General features: G+C 62.4%; 19 protein-coding genes. 9 read left to right on the top strand and 10 right to left on the bottom strand.

Going from position 1 to position 16,454, the window contains the following annotated elements:
- Positions 1-39 precede the first annotated feature (39 nt).
- Both WBA38_RS10935 and WBA38_RS10930 read right to left on the bottom strand, forming a co-directional pair.
- Positions 40-948, bottom strand: a complete 909-nt coding sequence (locus WBA38_RS10935) for a copper resistance D family protein (protein WP_424322697.1) — start codon at positions 946-948, stop codon at positions 40-42.
- An 8-nt stretch (positions 949-956) separates the two neighbouring features.
- Complete coding sequence (locus WBA38_RS10930; RefSeq protein ID WP_424296095.1) at positions 957-1,490, bottom strand: copper resistance CopC family protein; 534 nt, start codon at positions 1,488-1,490, stop codon at positions 957-959.
- Between the two features lie 115 nt (positions 1,491-1,605).
- Here WBA38_RS10930 and WBA38_RS10925 point away from each other — a divergent pair, with 115 nt between their 5' ends.
- Positions 1,606-3,627: an NAD(+) synthase gene (locus WBA38_RS10925; RefSeq protein WP_424322696.1), complete on the top strand. Its 2,022-nt coding sequence runs from the start codon at positions 1,606-1,608 to the stop codon at positions 3,625-3,627.
- A gap of 15 nt (positions 3,628-3,642) precedes the next feature.
- Here WBA38_RS10925 and WBA38_RS10920 read toward each other — a convergent pair whose 3' ends face one another.
- Together WBA38_RS10920 and WBA38_RS10915 are read right to left on the bottom strand one after the other, a co-directional pair.
- Positions 3,643-4,332: a nitroreductase family protein gene (locus tag WBA38_RS10920; RefSeq protein ID WP_424296091.1), complete on the bottom strand. Its 690-nt coding sequence runs from the start codon at positions 4,330-4,332 to the stop codon at positions 3,643-3,645.
- A 116-nt stretch (positions 4,333-4,448) separates the two neighbouring features.
- Entirely contained in the window at positions 4,449-5,888 is a 1,440-nt protein-coding gene (locus tag WBA38_RS10915; RefSeq protein ID WP_424296089.1) for a WS/DGAT/MGAT family O-acyltransferase, read from the bottom strand.
- Between the two features lie 163 nt (positions 5,889-6,051).
- On the opposite strand from WBA38_RS10915, the gene WBA38_RS10910 reads away from it, so the two are divergent.
- Positions 6,052-6,768 (top strand): hypothetical protein, encoded by a 717-nt coding sequence (locus WBA38_RS10910; RefSeq protein WP_424296087.1) that lies wholly within the window; start codon positions 6,052-6,054, stop codon positions 6,766-6,768.
- A gap of 88 nt (positions 6,769-6,856) precedes the next feature.
- Here the strand turns inward: WBA38_RS10910 and WBA38_RS10905 are convergent, their stop codons facing one another.
- Entirely contained in the window at positions 6,857-7,804 is a 948-nt protein-coding gene (locus WBA38_RS10905) for an acyl-ACP desaturase (protein ID WP_424322695.1), read from the bottom strand.
- A gap of 244 nt (positions 7,805-8,048) precedes the next feature.
- Between WBA38_RS10905 and WBA38_RS10900 the strand changes: the two genes are divergently transcribed.
- On the top strand, positions 8,049-9,740 hold the full coding sequence (locus tag WBA38_RS10900; protein WP_424322698.1) for a BCCT family transporter: 1,692 nt from the start codon (positions 8,049-8,051) through the stop codon (positions 9,738-9,740).
- Positions 9,741-9,937: 197 nt separating this feature from the next.
- On the top strand, positions 9,938-10,240 hold the full coding sequence (locus WBA38_RS10895; RefSeq protein ID WP_424322694.1) for a hypothetical protein: 303 nt from the start codon (positions 9,938-9,940) through the stop codon (positions 10,238-10,240).
- 16 nt (positions 10,241-10,256) lie between these two features.
- Here the strand turns inward: WBA38_RS10895 and WBA38_RS10890 are convergent, their stop codons facing one another.
- From WBA38_RS10890 to WBA38_RS10875, 4 genes are all read right to left on the bottom strand, one after another.
- Positions 10,257-10,493 (bottom strand): hypothetical protein, encoded by a 237-nt coding sequence (locus tag WBA38_RS10890; protein ID WP_424322693.1) that lies wholly within the window; start codon positions 10,491-10,493, stop codon positions 10,257-10,259.
- A 193-nt stretch (positions 10,494-10,686) separates the two neighbouring features.
- Positions 10,687-11,574 carry a hypothetical protein gene (locus WBA38_RS10885; protein ID WP_424322692.1) on the bottom strand — a complete coding sequence of 296 codons (888 nt, stop codon included), beginning with the start codon at positions 11,572-11,574 and terminating at the stop codon, positions 10,687-10,689.
- 43 nt (positions 11,575-11,617) lie between these two features.
- The gene (locus tag WBA38_RS10880) at positions 11,618-12,034 is read right to left on the bottom strand and encodes a hypothetical protein (RefSeq protein WP_424322691.1); all 417 of its coding nucleotides are present in this window, start codon (positions 12,032-12,034) and stop codon (positions 11,618-11,620) included.
- A 258-nt stretch (positions 12,035-12,292) separates the two neighbouring features.
- Positions 12,293-12,895: a hypothetical protein gene (locus WBA38_RS10875; RefSeq protein WP_424322690.1), complete on the bottom strand. Its 603-nt coding sequence runs from the start codon at positions 12,893-12,895 to the stop codon at positions 12,293-12,295.
- Between the two features lie 44 nt (positions 12,896-12,939).
- Here WBA38_RS10875 and WBA38_RS10870 point away from each other — a divergent pair, with 44 nt between their 5' ends.
- From WBA38_RS10870 to WBA38_RS10850, 5 genes are read left to right on the top strand one after another with little or no spacing between them, the layout of a single operon-like run.
- Positions 12,940-13,359 (top strand): hypothetical protein, encoded by a 420-nt coding sequence (locus tag WBA38_RS10870; protein ID WP_424322689.1) that lies wholly within the window; start codon positions 12,940-12,942, stop codon positions 13,357-13,359.
- On the top strand, positions 13,359-13,718 hold the full coding sequence (locus WBA38_RS10865; protein WP_424322688.1) for a hypothetical protein: 360 nt from the start codon (positions 13,359-13,361) through the stop codon (positions 13,716-13,718). Before WBA38_RS10870 ends, WBA38_RS10865 begins: the two co-directional genes overlap by 1 nt.
- A complete protein-coding gene (locus tag WBA38_RS10860; protein WP_424322687.1) occupies positions 13,696-13,917 on the top strand; it encodes a hypothetical protein in 222 nt (73 codons plus the stop codon). The genes WBA38_RS10865 and WBA38_RS10860 overlap by 23 nt, the downstream gene beginning before the upstream one ends.
- Positions 13,914-15,035: an alpha/beta hydrolase gene (locus WBA38_RS10855; RefSeq protein WP_424322686.1), complete on the top strand. Its 1,122-nt coding sequence runs from the start codon at positions 13,914-13,916 to the stop codon at positions 15,033-15,035. The genes WBA38_RS10860 and WBA38_RS10855 overlap by 4 nt, the downstream gene beginning before the upstream one ends.
- A 2-nt stretch (positions 15,036-15,037) precedes the next feature.
- Positions 15,038-15,559 (top strand): hypothetical protein, encoded by a 522-nt coding sequence (locus WBA38_RS10850; RefSeq protein ID WP_424296068.1) that lies wholly within the window; start codon positions 15,038-15,040, stop codon positions 15,557-15,559.
- A 27-nt stretch (positions 15,560-15,586) separates the two neighbouring features.
- Here the strand turns inward: WBA38_RS10850 and WBA38_RS10845 are convergent, their stop codons facing one another.
- On the bottom strand, positions 15,587-16,282 hold the full coding sequence (locus WBA38_RS10845) for a hypothetical protein (protein WP_424322685.1): 696 nt from the start codon (positions 16,280-16,282) through the stop codon (positions 15,587-15,589).
- Between the last annotated feature and the right edge of the window lie 172 nt (positions 16,283-16,454).

Genomic DNA, 16,454 nt, shown 5'->3' with positions numbered 1-16,454 from the left:
CATGCCGCTCTGTGCGGCATGTCGCCACGCAAATCGAAACTAGGTGACACCGGTAGTCGCTAAACCGGCCGCAAGCCCGAGCACGACCGCCAGAATCAGCAGTTCGCTGCCTGCGCGAATGATCGATTCGCGTTCGGTGACGCCGTGGCGGCGTGCGCGCGGCACCCACGACCTCCGGTGCCACCACGCGAGGCCCAACGTGACCGCGAGCAGCAGTGTTTTCGCAACGACCGTCCGCCCGTACCCGGTGTCCCACAGTTGGGAGCCGATTCCGAGTTGCACGACCGCCGCGATCACGCCGGTCACGGTCAACGCGGCGACCACTGGCAATGCGCGAGAAGAGAATTCGGGGAGGATCCGCGCCCAACCGCCTTTGCCGCGTACGGTCACGATCAACGCGGCGAGGGTTCCCGCCCACCAGGCGGCACTCAGCGCATGGACGCCGAGAACCACGGGCACCCAAGCTGAGTGGCCGCCGTGCCCGGTCACCGACACCACGAGGATGCCGAGTGCTGCGACCATCGCGACGATCCCAATCGGCGGATCACCCCGCAATGCGAAAGCGCACCAGGCGAGCACAGTAAGGGAACCGAGTGCCCCGACCAGCACGGGCAGTCCCATTTCGACGCTGGTCGAAATGTCGGACAGCCCGACGTCGAACGGGGAAATCCCGGCACGATCGGCCACTTGGAGCCAACCGCCGATCACGCTGGCGACGCCCCACACGCCGGCGGCCGTGACGATCGCCGGAACGGTCGGGGTGCCGCCTAGCTGCGGCAGCGTCCCCAGTCCGACCAGCAGACATAGCGCCGTCAATGCGACGGCTCCGGCCCACGACGACGCTTCGGGCCGGGCGAGGATCTGGCAGAAACCAACCCCTACGACAGCCAGTGCCAGACCGGCCGCGATGATCCCACCGCGCAACGACGTCACATCGCTCCCGGTCATGCCTTTGCTCAGCGGCGACGCTTCGACAGCAGCATCGCGAGAACGCCTGCAATCAGCAGGATTGCGACGACGCCACCGATGATGAACGGCCAGGCTTGGACGCCGTGATCGGTTTCCGGCTGCCAGTCGTCGGCCTGCGCACCGGGCGTGCCATTGCCCGCGGCGGTGAGTTCAAAGGTCCGCTGGCCTTCGATGGGATGACCATCGGCAGACGTCACGCGGTAGTTGATTTTGTATTCGCCGACCGGCCCGAGACCGTTGAGCGCGACAGACATTTGGGCGCCCTGAACGGTGGGTTCACCCTGCTGCCAGAAGTGGTTGTCGGGTCCGACGACCTTGAGGACTGCGTATTCGGTCTTGAGGTCTTCGTTGAATGTCAGCACGACCTCGGCGGGTGCGACGGCGACCTTGGCGCCGTTGTCGGGGTTGGACCCGATCAGTGCGGAGTGAGCGGCCGCGGTGCCGGCGAAGGCCCCCGCGAGCAATGCGACGGTAGCGACCAGCGCCATGACGAACGACGAGCGCGCGAACAACCTGGACATGCGTAGAACACCTGACCTTTTCCAGAATCCAAACGTGTGAAGAATCCACGGACTACGGGCGACGGGGCCGCCACACCTTCCATCGTGGCATGCCGTTAGCGATTAGCCTGAATGCGTGTCGCCCTATTCACACGGATTCGTCCGCCTCGCTGCCGCCGTCCCTCAGGTCGCTCTTGCCGACCCGCGCCAGAATGCTTCGCGCACCATCGAGTTAATTCATCGCGCTCACGAGGAGTCGGTGGCGTTGGTCGCGTTCCCCGAGTTGGGGTTGTGCGGCTACAGCGTCGACGATTTGGTGCAGCAGGATGCGCTGCTCGACGAGGTCGATGCGGGGTTGGCTGCGGTGATTGCGGCGACGGAGAATTTGGCGCCCGTGGTTGTGGTGGGTGCGCCGTTGCGGGTCGACGACTCGCTGTTTAACTGCGCGATTCTGATTCACGGCGGTCAGGTGTTGGGCGTGGCACCGAAGTCGTACTTGCCGAACTACCGCGAGTTTTACGAGCAGCGCTACTTTGCGGCCGCCCGCGACACGGTTCGCGACACCATTACCGTTGCCGGGCAGCGTGTTCCGTTCGGCAACGACTTAATCTTCGAGGCCGAGGATCTTCCTGGCCTGCGGATTCACGCGGAGGTGTGCGAGGACGGTTGGGTGGCGATTCCGCCGAGTACCTGGGCGGCGCTCGCTGGCGCGACCGTCCTGCTGAACCTGTCCGGCAGCCCTGTCACCGTCGGGAAACAGCAGTACCGGCGGTCGTTGGTGACGGGCCATTCGGCTCGCTGCATTGCCGCGCAGGTCTACGTGTCGGCGGGCTTTGGCGAGTCGACGACCGACCTCGCTTGGGACGGCGACGCCCTCATCGCCGAGAACGGCAGCCTCCTGGCGCGGTCGGAGCCGTTCTTGATGGAACCGCAATTGATCGTGAGCGACGTCGACCTCGACCGTATCCGCCAGGAGCGCGCCCGCATGATCAGCTTGCGCGACCAGGTTGGTGACTTCGCCGACCAGGCCCGCGCGCTACGCCGAGTCACATTCACGCTCGGGGTTCCGGAATCGGACACGACGCTGCGGCGTGCCGTCCCGCGTTTCCCCTTCGTCCCGACCGGTGCCGCCGACCGTGATGAGCGGTGCCGCGAGGTCCTCGCCATTCAGGCACAGGGGCTGGTCCAGCGTTTGCGTTCGACGGGCATCAACAAGATTGTGATCGGTGTTTCCGGCGGCCTCGATTCCACCCTCGCGTTGCTCGTCGCGGTTCAAGCGCTCGACGCGATGGGCTTGCCGCGCACTAACATCCACGCCTACACGATGCCGGGATTCGCGACTGGCGGGGCCACGTTGGCCCGCAGTCACGTGCTGATGGATTCGTTGGGGGTGTCGGGCAACGAGCTCGATATTCGACCGGCGTGCATGCAGATGCTCACCGATTTGGGGCACCCATTTGCCGCTGGCGAGCCCGTCTACGACGTCACCTTCGAGAATGTTCAGGCCGGCCAGCGGACGTCACATTTGTTCCGCTTGGCGAACCATCTCGGCGGCATTGTCTTGGGGACCGGAGACTTGTCCGAGCTGGCGTTGGGTTGGTGCACGTACGGCGTCGGCGACCAGATGTCGCACTACAACGTCAACGGCAGCGTCCCCAAGACCCTGATCCAACACCTGATCCGCTGGAAGATTCACTCGGCGCACTACCTGCCGGAAACCATCGAGATGCTGCAGGAGATCCTGGACGACGTGATCTCGCCGGAGTTGGTTCCCGCTGGTGAAGACGGCCAGGTGCAGAGCACCGAAGATGCCGTCGGCCCGTACGAGCTCCACGACTTCTTCCTCTACTACCTCACTCGTTTCGGCTATCGCCCCAGCAAGATTGAGTACTTGGCGCAGCAGGCGTGGGGCAGCCGTGAGCACGGCGAGTGGTCGGAGATGATGCCCGAGTCCGAACGCAACGAGTACGACGACGCCACCATCAACAAGTGGCTGACGACTTTCTTGAAGCGGTTCATGGCGAACCAGTTCAAGCGGACGGCGATGCCAAACGGTCCGAAGATCGGTTCCGGCGGTTCCCTCTCGCCCCGCGGCGACTGGCGTTCCCCGTCCGACGCCTCCGCCTCGGCGTGGCTGCGGGAGCTGAATTCGGAGTAGCGATACGGTGCTGACCTACTCCCCCGATTCACCTTCCAGCACCCCGCCCAGCGGTTCGCCGTCGAAGCGTTCGAGGGTGACGAATTCATGGACGCCTTCGCGGCGTAGTTTCGTGAGTTGTTTGACGGGCCGTCCGATGGGCAGGACTGCGGCGACGGCGAAGGTTGCGGGCATGCCGAGGAGTTTTTGCATCGCGGGTTCTTGGGCGGCGGCGACGGTCGTGATGGTGCCGCCCAAACCTGCTGCCCGCGCCGACGTCAAAATGTTCCAGACCAGCGGATACACTGAGGCACCTCCGACGATGCCGACGCGGTCAAGTTCGGAATCCATGGCCGCGACCAGCGACAGGTCGACAGCCACCACCAGCAGCAGCGGTGCTGCGCGCAACGGGGCGACGAACGCGTCAACGCCGGGCGTCGAGGCAAGATCTGCTTCGGTCACGGAGGTCTTACTTACCGTGTTCCAGGGCACCTCCCCAGCCCGTTTCTGCGCCAGGTAACGGCGGGCTGCGGGCTTGCTCAATTCGGCGATCTGGTCTTTCACTTTCGGGTCGCGCACCACAATTACGTGCGCGCCCTGGCGATTGCCACCACTGGGTGCAAATCTCGCGGTATCGAGGATCTGCCACAGCATCTCGTCAGGAACCGGGTCGCCGGTGAACTCGCGGGCCGCGAACGTGGTCCGGATGACGTCGTCGAATTCCATGTGGGCCTCCGTGTTCGGTGGGCCGGTGTGGCTTCCGCAGCGGTACGCGTTCGCCCCCGGCAGTCCTGATTTGGAAGCTACCCGCACAGACCGCTCAGGGGCGCGAGAATCGCCGACTACTCGCCGGTTACCTCGTCGTCCTGCTTTTCGAGGTCGGCGGCGACGACTGCCAGCAACTCATCGAGTTGGGTTTGGAACCCGTTGACCAAGTCCCACAGGTCGCTGACGAGGTCCGGGCACGAGAGCAGTCCGACGTTGAGCATTCCATCGACGGATATGACTGTGATGTTGAGTCCTAGTCCGTGGAAAATCGGCCCCATCGGGTACACGGCCGTGACGCGTCCCCCAAGCACGTACATCGGGCGGTTGGGGCCAGCGACGTTGGAAATGATCGCGTTAAACACTGGCGGGTGCATCCCCGACATCTGGCGGTCGGTGTACATCCGCATTAACGACCCGAGGGCCTGGCCGGGCGCGAACTCGGCGTAGGCGCGCAAAATGTTCGCGTCGATCCCCTGGTGATGATCCTTCGACTGGTTGGCGTATTCGCCAGCCAACCGGATGCGTTCGACGGGGTCAGCGCTGGTGGTGGCCAGGCGCGTGAACATGCCCGACACCTTGTTGGTGCCAGCCTCGATGAGGTCGTTCTCTTCCGCGCTGCGCACCGATACCGGAATCATGCCAACAAGCGGGGCGTCGGGAAGCTCGCCGCGCTCTTCCAGGTAGGCACGCAGGGCGCCGCCAGCCATGGCGAGGACAACATCGTTGAGCTTCACGTCGAAGTGATTCTTGATGCGTTTAAGGTCGTCGAGCGGCATGTTCGCGAACGCGAGACTGCGACGGGTCGTCAACGGAGCATTGAACGGCGTGCGGGGGGCAACGAACGGGGCGGGCATACCGTCGCCGCCGCGGGCGCGTTTGATCCAGTCGAACGGCACCGGAAGAGTTTTGGGGATCAGCTTCAGAGCGGCGATCGGCCGTTGCAGGAAGTAGTTGAACGCGCCAGCCACCGCAATGTCCGAACGCGAAGCGCCACCGGCAGTTTCAGCCACCCGCATGGCGTCAAGGGTGGGTGCCTCCGGCGATGCCGTGGCGAGTTCGTCGAGGATTTCGGCTACGGTCGCGCCGTCGACGCACGCGTGATGAATCCGCAGAACCAGCACCAAGTTGCCGTCGGCCATGCCTTCCAGAACCCACAGGTCCCACAACGGCTTCTTCCGGTCAAGGACTTGCCCGACGAGGTGGCCGCAGGTTTGGGCCATCTCGTCAATGGTGCCGGGCTCGGGGATTGCGATGCGGTGGACGTGACGTTCAATGTCGAACCCTTCGTCTTCCACCCACACCGGATGGTCGACGTTGGTCATCGAGTCCGCAAGTTTGCGACGCAATACCGGGAGCCCGCTCACGCGTCGTCCCATCTCGCGGCGCAGACCCTCGAAGGTGTAGCCCCCGGGAATCGTCGACGGGTCGATGACAACGATGGCCGCCACGCTCATCACCTGTGACGGCGTCTCCAGGTACAGAAACGACGCGTCGAGTCCGCTCAATCTCTCCATATTCGGACCTTCCTACTGCGACGGACGTGTCTGCTCGCTCGCCGGGACGGTCGTGCGTGCGCTTTCACAGTAGCGGGATCGTCGTTGGCGACATCACTGAGTGCCGTCAAATCTGAGCGCGCCCGGACCAGCGGCTAGGTGCCAGCCGCCACCTACCGTTATCGTGCCGTACGTTCGGACGACAAACCCCTCGTTGCAGCCACGATCGGCCGAGTCGGGCCTGCTGGCGCATCGATCGATCAAAGGAATTCTCCCGTTGAAGAACTCCACCAGGATTCGTACGACGGCCGCCGCCACAGCAGCAACGGCCCTTCTTGCAGGCACTGCCCTTGCCGGATCGGCCGACGCGCAACCCGCTACCCCCGGCGGAAACTGTGCGGTCGACGAGCGCAGCGCACAAACCACCATCCACAGCCTGATGGACGAATGCAGCAGTTCACAGATCGTCGAACTGTTCAAGGCCGCCGATGCAGGCCAACGGCCACCAGCCGGAAAGTATCGCCTGTACTTGCTACCCGTCCAGCAGTCTGCGACCGGACTCAAGGACTACGCCTCGGCGAAGAACTTCGTCACCATGCAAAGCAAACTCGGTGATGCCCTGCACTTTACGACGGGACCGCAAGGCCAGCCGTGGGTGCACAAGGAATACATCACAGGGTTGGATGCCGGGGCTCCCGTGCATTACGCACCGCGCTCGTTTGCCGATCGGGAACCGGTCTGGACTGCCGACTTCGTCCGCGACTTCGCTGGTATCTCCGTCAGCACCCACGAGTACCGGCAGTTGACGCCGACGGTGTGGATCGGTCGCGACTTCCTGGGCCCCGGAACCGCGACTGCTCCCCCGAAGAGCGGCGGCGCGATGGCATTCACCGCGTACTGACTCTTCGTATTTGAATCCCCGATTTGGCCAAAATCGCGTTTTGCGGTCAGTTAACCCCCAAATCGGGGATTCAAATACGAACGTTCGCTTAGACCCCGACTTTTTCTTTCTTGGCAGCTTCGCGAGCGAGGAACCGGTCGCGCTGCTCTTCAAAGCGTTTGGCATCGACCTCGGTCTTCTCCAACCACGCGGCCAACTCTTCGCGGGCCTTCTCGCCGCGACCGCCGAAGTCGTTGCGCTCGAAGATGTTCCACTTCCGCATGATCGGCCAGACGACGTCGTCGAGGTGCTGACGGATGTCGTAAATCCCGTGCTTGGCCATCATCAGGCTCATCTTGCGGAAGTTCGGCATGCCGATTCCGGGCATCTCGAAAGTCATGACGACGCTGGCAATGGCCTCCATTGCCTGGTCGGGGGCGAGGTCGAGCGCGGCGGCGCAGATGTTTCGGTAGAACACCATGTGCAGATTTTCGTCGGCCGCGATGCGCTGCAACATCCGGTCAGCGATCGGATCATTGCACGCCTTACCGGTATTGCGGTGGCTCACGCGGGTGCCGAGCTCCTGAACAGCAACGTAGGCAACACCGCGCATCAGTCCGTTGAGGTCGTCGGAGTGCGCGCCCTTCGTCATATTGACCATGCGGTCATTCTCGAGGGCGACGGGGTCAACGCCGCGGGTCACCGTCAGGTAGTCGCGCATGACGATGGCGTGCCGATTCTCTTCGGCGGTCCAGCGGCCCACCCAGGTGCCCCACGCGCCGTCAGGGGAAAAGTACTGAGTGATTTCGCGGTGGTACGACGGCAGGTTGTCCTCCGTCAGCAGGTTCAACGTCATCGCGGCCTTGGCGACCGGGCTCAGCTGCGACTGCTCGGGATCCCAATCCTCGCCGCCCATGGCAGCAAAGTTGCGGCCCTGATCCCACGGCACGTAGTCGTGCGGATGCCAGTCCCGCGCCAACGACAAATGCCGGTTCAGTTCCTTTTCTGCAGCGGGTTCGAGTTCGGTGAGCAGTTGCACTTGAGACAAATCAGGCACGGGTCGCGGTCTTCCTGCAGTTGGATGTGTGACTCAACGCACGGTAGGACACTAAGGAGGCCTATGCAACCAAGCCCAATTTGGGCGGCGGGCTTGCGGTCGGACGTTTTGATACGTTGAGGCCGCTTGATCGGAGTCGACCGGCCGTCATTATGAGGCCCCTCCGTGATCGACTCCGTCACGTCGATAAGGGGAGAGCACGACTGTGACTGTAGATAACTCAAATGGGGAGAATCACGAGGTTCTGCACCTCACGTCGAAGGGCGGTGCCACCCCGGAGGAGGGACCGCCGAGAACCGATTGGATTTTTTTCGGCGTTGTCGCCGCCATATGTGTCGGCTTCGTGATCTGGGGCTTTGCCTCGTCGGACACGCTGGCCTCCACCGCGCAAACAATCCTCGATTGGCTTCTGGTCAACTTCGGGTGGGTATTCATCATGACGTCCACGGCACTCGTGGTGTTTGCCCTGTGGCTGGCGTTCAGCAAGTACGGGAAAATTCCGCTCGGCGCCGACGGCGAGAAGCCCGAGTTTAAGACAATTTCGTGGATCGCGATGATGTTCAGCGCCGGCATGGGCATCGGCTTAATCTTTTTCGGCATGGCCGAGCCTTTGATGCTCTTCATGGATCCGCCACCCGGGACCGCGCTAGCCAGGTCCGATGACGCCATCCGCACCGCGATGGCGACGTCCATGTTCCATTGGGGATTGCATCCGTGGTCCATCTACGCGGTGCTGGGCCTCGCGCTTGGGTACAGCGTGTTCCGACGCGGTCGGCCGCAGTTGATTAGCTCGGTATTTGTCCCACTGTTCGGCGAACGCGGCACTCAAGGCCCTGCTGGCAAGGTGATTGACGGGCTAGCCCTCTTCGCGACCCTGTTCGGGTCCGCGGCGTCGCTCGGTTTGGGTGCATTGCAAATCCGGAAGGGTTTGGAATCGGGCGGCTGGATCGAAAACGTGGGCACCAGTGTTCTAGTGGTGATCATCGCCATTCTGACCTGCTGCTTCATCTTGTCCGCAGTGTCGGGACTGGCGAAGGGCATTCAGTGGCTGTCGAACATCAACATGGTGTTGGCGCTGCTGCTGGCCGTGTTCCTGTTTGTCGCCGGGCCGACGGTGTTCATCCTTGATCTGTTGCCGACGACAATCGGTAGTTACCTCAACGACCTTCCCGGCATGATCTCGCAGTCCGGTGCCACGGGCGGCGACGCCATGCAGGAGTACCTGTCGACGCAGACCATCTTCTACTGGGCATGGTGGATCTCGTGGACGCCGTTCGTCGGCATGTTCCTGGCTCGGATCAGCCGCGGCCGCACGATTCGACAGTTCGTCGCCGGTGTCATCCTGGTACCGAGCGTGGTCAGTTTGTTCTGGTTCACTACGTTCGGCGGTACCGCGATCGCCGATCAAAAGAAGGGCCACTCCCCGTTAGGTAAGGGCACCACCGAAGAGATCACGTTCAACGTCCTCAAGGAACTGCCCTGGACTGGAATTACGTCGGTCCTGGTGATGATCCTCGTCGCGATCTTCTTCGTGTCAGGGGCGGATGCGGCGTCGATCGTGATGGGCACGTTGTCGCAGCGCGGCAGCCTGTTCCCGCGCCGCTGGGTAGTGGTCTTCTGGGGTGCCGCCACGGGCGCGGTCGCCGCTGTTCTGCTGGTGATTGGCGGCGAGGATGCCTTATCCGGCATTCAGAACCTCACGTTTATTTCGGCGCTCCCCTTTGCCGTCGCCCTGGTGCTGATGTGTGTCGCACTCGTGAAGGATCTGCGGAGCGACCCGATGATTCTCCGCGAGGTGAAGGGTGGCGAAATGCTCGAATCGGCCGTCATCCTGGGCGCTCAGCAAGACGAGTGGGACGACTTCCAGCTCGAAGTCACCGAACGCGTCGAGGAAGACGAAGCGGATGAGGAGCCGTCCGACGGTCCCGGAAAGTAACAAAACCCCTGGCTGTCGCCGATTTGGCGGCGCGAACGCGACCCACTGCTGGTGAAGCGTCGGCATGCACCGGATCATCTGGACGGCCTGGATCCACCAAGTGCAACCCGACCGCTTCTGCAGCGTTCAAGTAGGCCCCGATCGTCACTGACGGCGGCAACGGGCCGTGATCGTGCGATGTATACGATGGCCCACTAATGAAAAAATCGTTTCTCACGTTCGTCATGCTGGGCATCGCCCTAATCGCCGGGCTTTTCATGCTGGGCGCAGGCGTCAACAACCTGACCAGTTCGCAGGCCCTCTGTAACGGGAACGCCATGTCCCAAAGCAACAACTGCGTCACGTCGGTGCGATCCGGACGTGCTGGGCGAGAGACTCGTGTGCGCACTTACGCCGAGCAGCGCGACAGCAATCGCCGTTCTGGCATCGGGTTCACCATCGCCGGACTGGTGCTGGTTGGCTCAGTCGCGGTACTCGGTGTCAGCACGCTTCGCTCGTAGTCGGCTAGTCCGCCACTTAGCCTTGGGTCTGCGGGCTCAGGACGGTCGGCGCAAAGCCACGACTGCCGGGTCCGGTCGACGCGATCTGCCGTCCCACCAGTAGCCGCTGAAGTAATCCGTTCGACAGTTTCCGTCCCGCATCGGTCACCGATTCCTGAGTCGAAGATCGGATGACGACACCGTCGTCGGCGACGTAAAACACCGCCCAGCCGAACCGCAGGGCGCCGGGGCCACCATTGTGATTGAAATTCATCTACGGGTCAGCGGTCAGCTAAACCAATTGCGGCCCCCGGAGCCCACAACGATCGAGGCACCCGCCTGTTCCGGACCAGAACCATCGATGCCCGGTCGTGCCTGCAGGCACAGGAAAGAAGTCGCATCACTCATAAGCTGCGCCAACCTTTCCCGAACTGTTCCGCCCAATCGCACCGGGCAAGCCAAAAGCCTTACCCCATCAGCTCCGGCCCAACACCAACGCTCACCGGCCCCGACGAGGCGATCCGCGGTGCAGCCATCAACCGAGCCAAAAGCTCATTCGACAAACCCCGCTCCGACTCCTCAAACGACACCGACGTCGACGACCGAACAACCACCCCATCATCAGCGACATAGAACACCGCCCAACCCAACCTCAGATCAGCAACGTCGCGCACTTGCGGAGGCTGCGCCCACACCCGCCAACCATCACGCAATCGCGACGCCACCAAATCCTCCATCGGATACTCCCCCACCACAATCTCGGTCCGAGCCACAAACTCCCGCACCAACACCACCGCATCCTCCCCCGACACAAAAGGCGAACGCACCAACGACTCACGCCACCACGACAGGCGCTCATCACGCAGCACCCGCGGCAACTCCACCGGCGTCACATCCACCCGCACCCCCGCCAACTCAGCGGGCCGCACCCACACCGAAATCAGATCTCGATCTTCAAACACCACCCCCGGCCACCCACGAAACAGCAGCTCAGGAGGATACGGCCGGCCATCAACATAGTCATCGGGCAACCCCGTCAACCGAGACAACAACACCGCCTCCCCATCACCACGAACACCCAGCACATCCCACAGCACGTTCTTCCACAACACCAACGTCTGAACCCGCACCACCGGCCCCACCTGCGCCGCCGAGGTCTTCACAAAACCATTCGTCTGCAACGGCCGCGTCGTCATCTCCGCGAATCCCTCCGGCAACGGCAACAGATTCGACGAGTACACCCACAAATCATCACCACGCTGATTGAACCGGTACCACTCCCCGTTCCACAGCATGTAGTCATCAGTGACCCACCAAGACCGCGCAGAAATATCGAACCCGTCAACGCTCGTCACGCCATCACCTCAACCAACTCCACCTGAGAACCGGACATCGCAATCACCGCAACGCCGGATACGGCACCGGCCGACCATCACGCCGAGCAAAACCGACATCAAGCAAAATTCGCAACATCCACTGATCCTGCCCCGCATCATCAGCCAACCAACCGATCCCCGAATCACCCTCAACCACAAAACCATCAGAGGAAACCACCGCAAGCATGTCGTTCAAAAAATCAACAAGCGAGGGCCACAACGCCTCCCGCCCGCACCCGTAATCAAGGTCGCAATAAATCACCTGACCTGCACGCCCACCCGCACCGGGATGACCATCGACAGCAAAAGCATCATCGGCACTCATAAACAACGGAACCCACCCCCGGTCCCACCACACCAACCGAACATCCCCCTCGGCGGACCCATCCAACTCATCAAAAGGCTCACCCACACCCAACGCCTCGGCCTGCTCGGCCATCGACGCACACCGAGCACCAGCAGTCGCCTCCGAATCAATCGGCAAACCACCCACATCAACCCCACCCAGCACCGACCACAACGCCCCCATACCCGCCTCGGGCGCCACACCAGTCAAACCCTCATAAACACCCACCTCCGAAACCTCACGCACAGCAGCCCAACCACGCTCAACCAACCCCGACCAAATACGCTCAGCCAAAACCAAAACTTCACCATCAAAAGACAAAATTAAACCCCTCCCAAACTCAGAAAACCGCTACTGAAACGAACCACCGTCGATATCCCTGGCAGGTGGCCGCAATGCTTCGTTGATCTTTGAGCGGTCAAGATCATAGATAAGATCGTCAAGGCGCCGAGCCTCGTCAGCGTCATTAATGAACCGAACATCAACATCAACAGGGTCACGCCAAACTGTAATAATCACCGTGTGCCACGACTCATTAATCGCCTCAGCCTTAATATGTTTCGAAAGCCGCCTTTGTATCCCCCGCGCTTGAGTCAGATTCTTCAGAAGCCCAGTCACAGTTTCGGACGTGAAAACACGATCAGTTTGGTTTATGACACCCAATCCTCGATGATAGTATTCCACAACCGAATCCCAATCGTCGCCACACTCCAACTGAGCCAAATCCCTTAACTCATAAGCCAGGTCGGTAACAATCTCGGACCAATGATTCGTCATCTGTGAACCATCCTTCTCATTTTCTCTTATCCGGTGGGGTAAACCGCTGACCAGCAATATTCTCAAACTCGGTGGCATATGCCTCGGTGGCAACTCCACCAGAATCGAGAAAGCAGTACTCGCCAACACCAACGCCCCACTCGGCACCCTTGAATCAGACATGATGATCGTATTCACACGGCCGCACTTACCTAGCGGGCACGATCTCTGGAGATGTCGCGATGCCACCGCCACCCCGTCCGACGCCCACGCCCACGGCAGGCCCCCCGGAGCCGACGTCGAAGCCACGCAGTCCCATGGCGGCCGAACCCGGAGTAGTTCCGGCGCCGCCGGGGCAACCGTTGCAACCCTCGGCCCAGTTTGGCATCCTGCCCGCCAACGTCAGCAAGATCGCCGACAACTGGCGAACCCAAGGCAATACCGTTGGCGCACTAGACTTCTCGGCCAACACCGCAGCGAAGGGCGAGGGCAGCGCCACCTTTGCGGCGATGCGCACCGTCGCAGATCCCGCCACCGCCGCGACCGACTCCATCGCCAAACGCCTCACCACGCTCGCCGACGGACTGCGCGCCTTCAACTCGCGCGCCGTCGAAACTGACGACACCGCGGCCGACGGCTTCCGTGCCATCCCGGAACGCTGATGCGGCCCACCATCAGCCAACTGCGTACCTGGGACACCGCATCGCTAGCGGCCGCATCCAAGGCCAACAGCACCAACGCCGACTCGCTCGACGAAGCCATCGACTCCGCGATGCGCGCCATCGACAGCGCCACCTCGTGGTTCGGCAAAACCCACGACGCCGCCGACCAGCGGATCACCCAAGAACAAGACCACGCGCGTGAAGTCCGCAACGTGCTGTTGCAGATCGTCGACGAACCCGATGATGCCGCACGCGATCTCGGCTTCGCGAAAGACCACGTGCTCGGCGAAGTGGACGGTGCCCTCGCCGACGGTTTCCCTCAACGACGACGGATCCGTGACGCATCCCGACGAGGATAAGCAGGACGCGGTCCAGCAGATCGCGGCCGTCATCGATGAAGGCTTGAAGACCGTCAACGACCTCGACGAAACTTACGGGTCACGCCTCGCCGGACTAGTGTCCGACCTCGCGTCCATGGTGCAAGGCCAAGCCGACATCAACGTGGTCGGCATCGGGATGATGACCCCGACGCGCTCGTCCAACGCCTCACGACAATGACGCCCGACCAACGGGCGACGCTGCTCGGCACCCTGACCCCGGAGCAACTCCGCCGGGTGGCGCAAGCCGACCCCGACGCCATCGGCAACATGGATGGCGTCCCGTTCCAGGCCCGGATCGACGCCAACGAAGTCAACATCCGGGCAGCGCTGGCGTCGGAACTCCGCAAGGAACCGCCCAACAACAATCGCATCGGCCAACTGCAGAAAACGCTCACCCCAATCAAAGATCCACTGTCACCAGGACGTGGCGGTGATGACGGCGTCATGGAGCGAACGTTCCTGGCGTTCGAAAACACCAAGCACGGCAACATGATTGAGGTGATCGGCGCGATCGGGCCCGGCACCAAAAACGTGGCCGTGTACGTCCCCGGAACCAACAGCAGTCTCGATGGCAGCGAATCGAACCACCGCTCGGCGTGGAACCTCGCCAACCAGTCGCGCGGCCCCGTAATCGTCTACATGGACGGCGAATTCCCCCACGGCAATGCCCTCACCGCGTTCGTCGACCCCCTCTCCGACAACGACGCCATGGACACCACCCTCGCCAAACGGATGGCACCGGACCTCGTTTCGTTCGGCCACGAACTCGACCGCACGCTGGCCACCACCTCGCCAGACGCCAAAACCACCTTCATCGGCCATTCGTATGGCGGGTCCACCGTCGGCACCGCCGAACAGAGCCTCAATGCCGACCGCGTCATCTACGCCTCATCGGCAGGCACCGGCATCCTCGACAACCAGCCGTGGAACAACCCCAACCCCGGCGTCGAACGCTATTCGATGACGGCCCCCGGCGACCCGATCCAATACTTCCAAGGCCTATCGACGCAACACGGCGGCGACCCCGACACCACTCCCGGCGTAACGCGACTCGATACCGGCTACTACGGGCGCAATAACGAGGGGCACCCCGGCGAACTTGTGTGGGGCAGCGACGGTCACGGAGGCTACTGGAACGATCCCCAATCGGATGCCTTCCAGAACATGGTCAAGGTAATCACCGGCGGTGACCCGACCGAATATGTTTGGCGCGCAGCCGATTCGCGGATCGAGAACACATCTCCGGGACCAGTTATTCTCGCACCCGGCCCGCTTCCCCTCACTGGATCGAGGTAACCATGCCGACACCCAAATACCTGTTCGCGGTGCTGACCGTTGTCCTGACCATCGGACTCAGCGGCTGCAGCACCGACAACAAACCCGACGCGATCTCGATGTCCGAAGCCGACGTGGAACAGATCCTCAATGCCAACCTCGACGCGGTGGACGGCAGGGTTCCGGTCAACGCGAGCGATCGGCCCACGTTGACACAGTACGGCTGTAAGAGTTCGTTTCCATCGGCGCTACCTGAAGGGCCACCCTGGCGCTACCGAGTGATGCGCTGGTACGACGATCCCACCGACACTCAAATCGACCAATGGCGGACAGCCGCACTCGGTCTGTCCGCCAAAGGGTTCACCGAACAGCCCGCCCCAACAACCCGCCCCAACGACGACCCCCGCGACATCGTGATGCGCGACAACCGCGGCTTCCAAGTCAGCCTCACCGTCACCACACCGCCAGCCGACGCCGAACTCCGCGTCGACCTGCGGGCGTCATCGCCGTGCGTGCAACCCCCGACTCCTGCGAGTAGCCGCTAGTTCGACGACGTCGTCGCGCCACCGGGGTTACCGGCGGCCGACGTGGGCGTGGCGGTCGTGCTGGGCGTGGCGGTCGTGCTGGGCGTGGCGGTCGTGCGGGGTGTGACGACGGTGGGTGCCGCACCCGACTCGGGCAGCCGACTGCCCGTAGCTTTGGCCGTGGCACTGCCCGGTTCCGTGAGCCTGACCGTAGCTCTGCGACATCGAATCGGTCGCCGGGGCAACCACCGGCGTTGCCGGCATGGCCGTCGGAGCAACGTTCACCGCGGCCGAATCCACACCAAAGCTGGTCGGCACCGACTCCGATGCCACCTCCGGGCGACGGAACTCTGCGAGAAGCCACAGCGCCGCAACAACAGCGAGGACCACGTTCAATGCCAGGTAGACGTAATCCCAGGTGGAGTTCTGGCCAGGAAGAAGTTCGTCAGATTTCACCGCTGAATAGATGACGTTGTAAACCTTCCCCACCGCCGTACCAACGGCGAGGGCCGAGACAATCGCGGCGATAGTCTTCGTGTCAACTTTGTCAGTCATCACGCTGATCAGTGCGAGCATCACGATGGCGACACCCCAGAGCAAGAAAAAACCGTTATGGAAAAGCCCAAGGATCACGGTCAACAGACTCAACCCGGCCACAGCGAGTGCAAGGATCTTGGCAGGATCACCACCCCTGCTGGCCATAACTTGGCTGGCCGTAACTTGGCTGGCTGAATCCTTGCCCACCGTGCTGATAACTCACGTGGCGAACTCCCCTGCTCGACACTGTTGCAATCGTCTCTGGCCTCCGGCCAACGCCGAAGGTAACGCTAGTGAATGCGCCTACGGTTGGACCGATTTGCCGTCATCCGTCCGCCACAGGTCTGCGCTTTGATTTGCGTGGCGACATGCCGCTGCC

It is taken from the genome of Gordonia sp. (in: high G+C Gram-positive bacteria) (assembly GCF_049647785.1).
Taxonomy (GTDB): Bacteria; Actinomycetota; Actinomycetes; order Mycobacteriales; family Mycobacteriaceae; genus Gordonia.
This window is presented reverse-complemented; position numbering and strand designations above follow the sequence as displayed.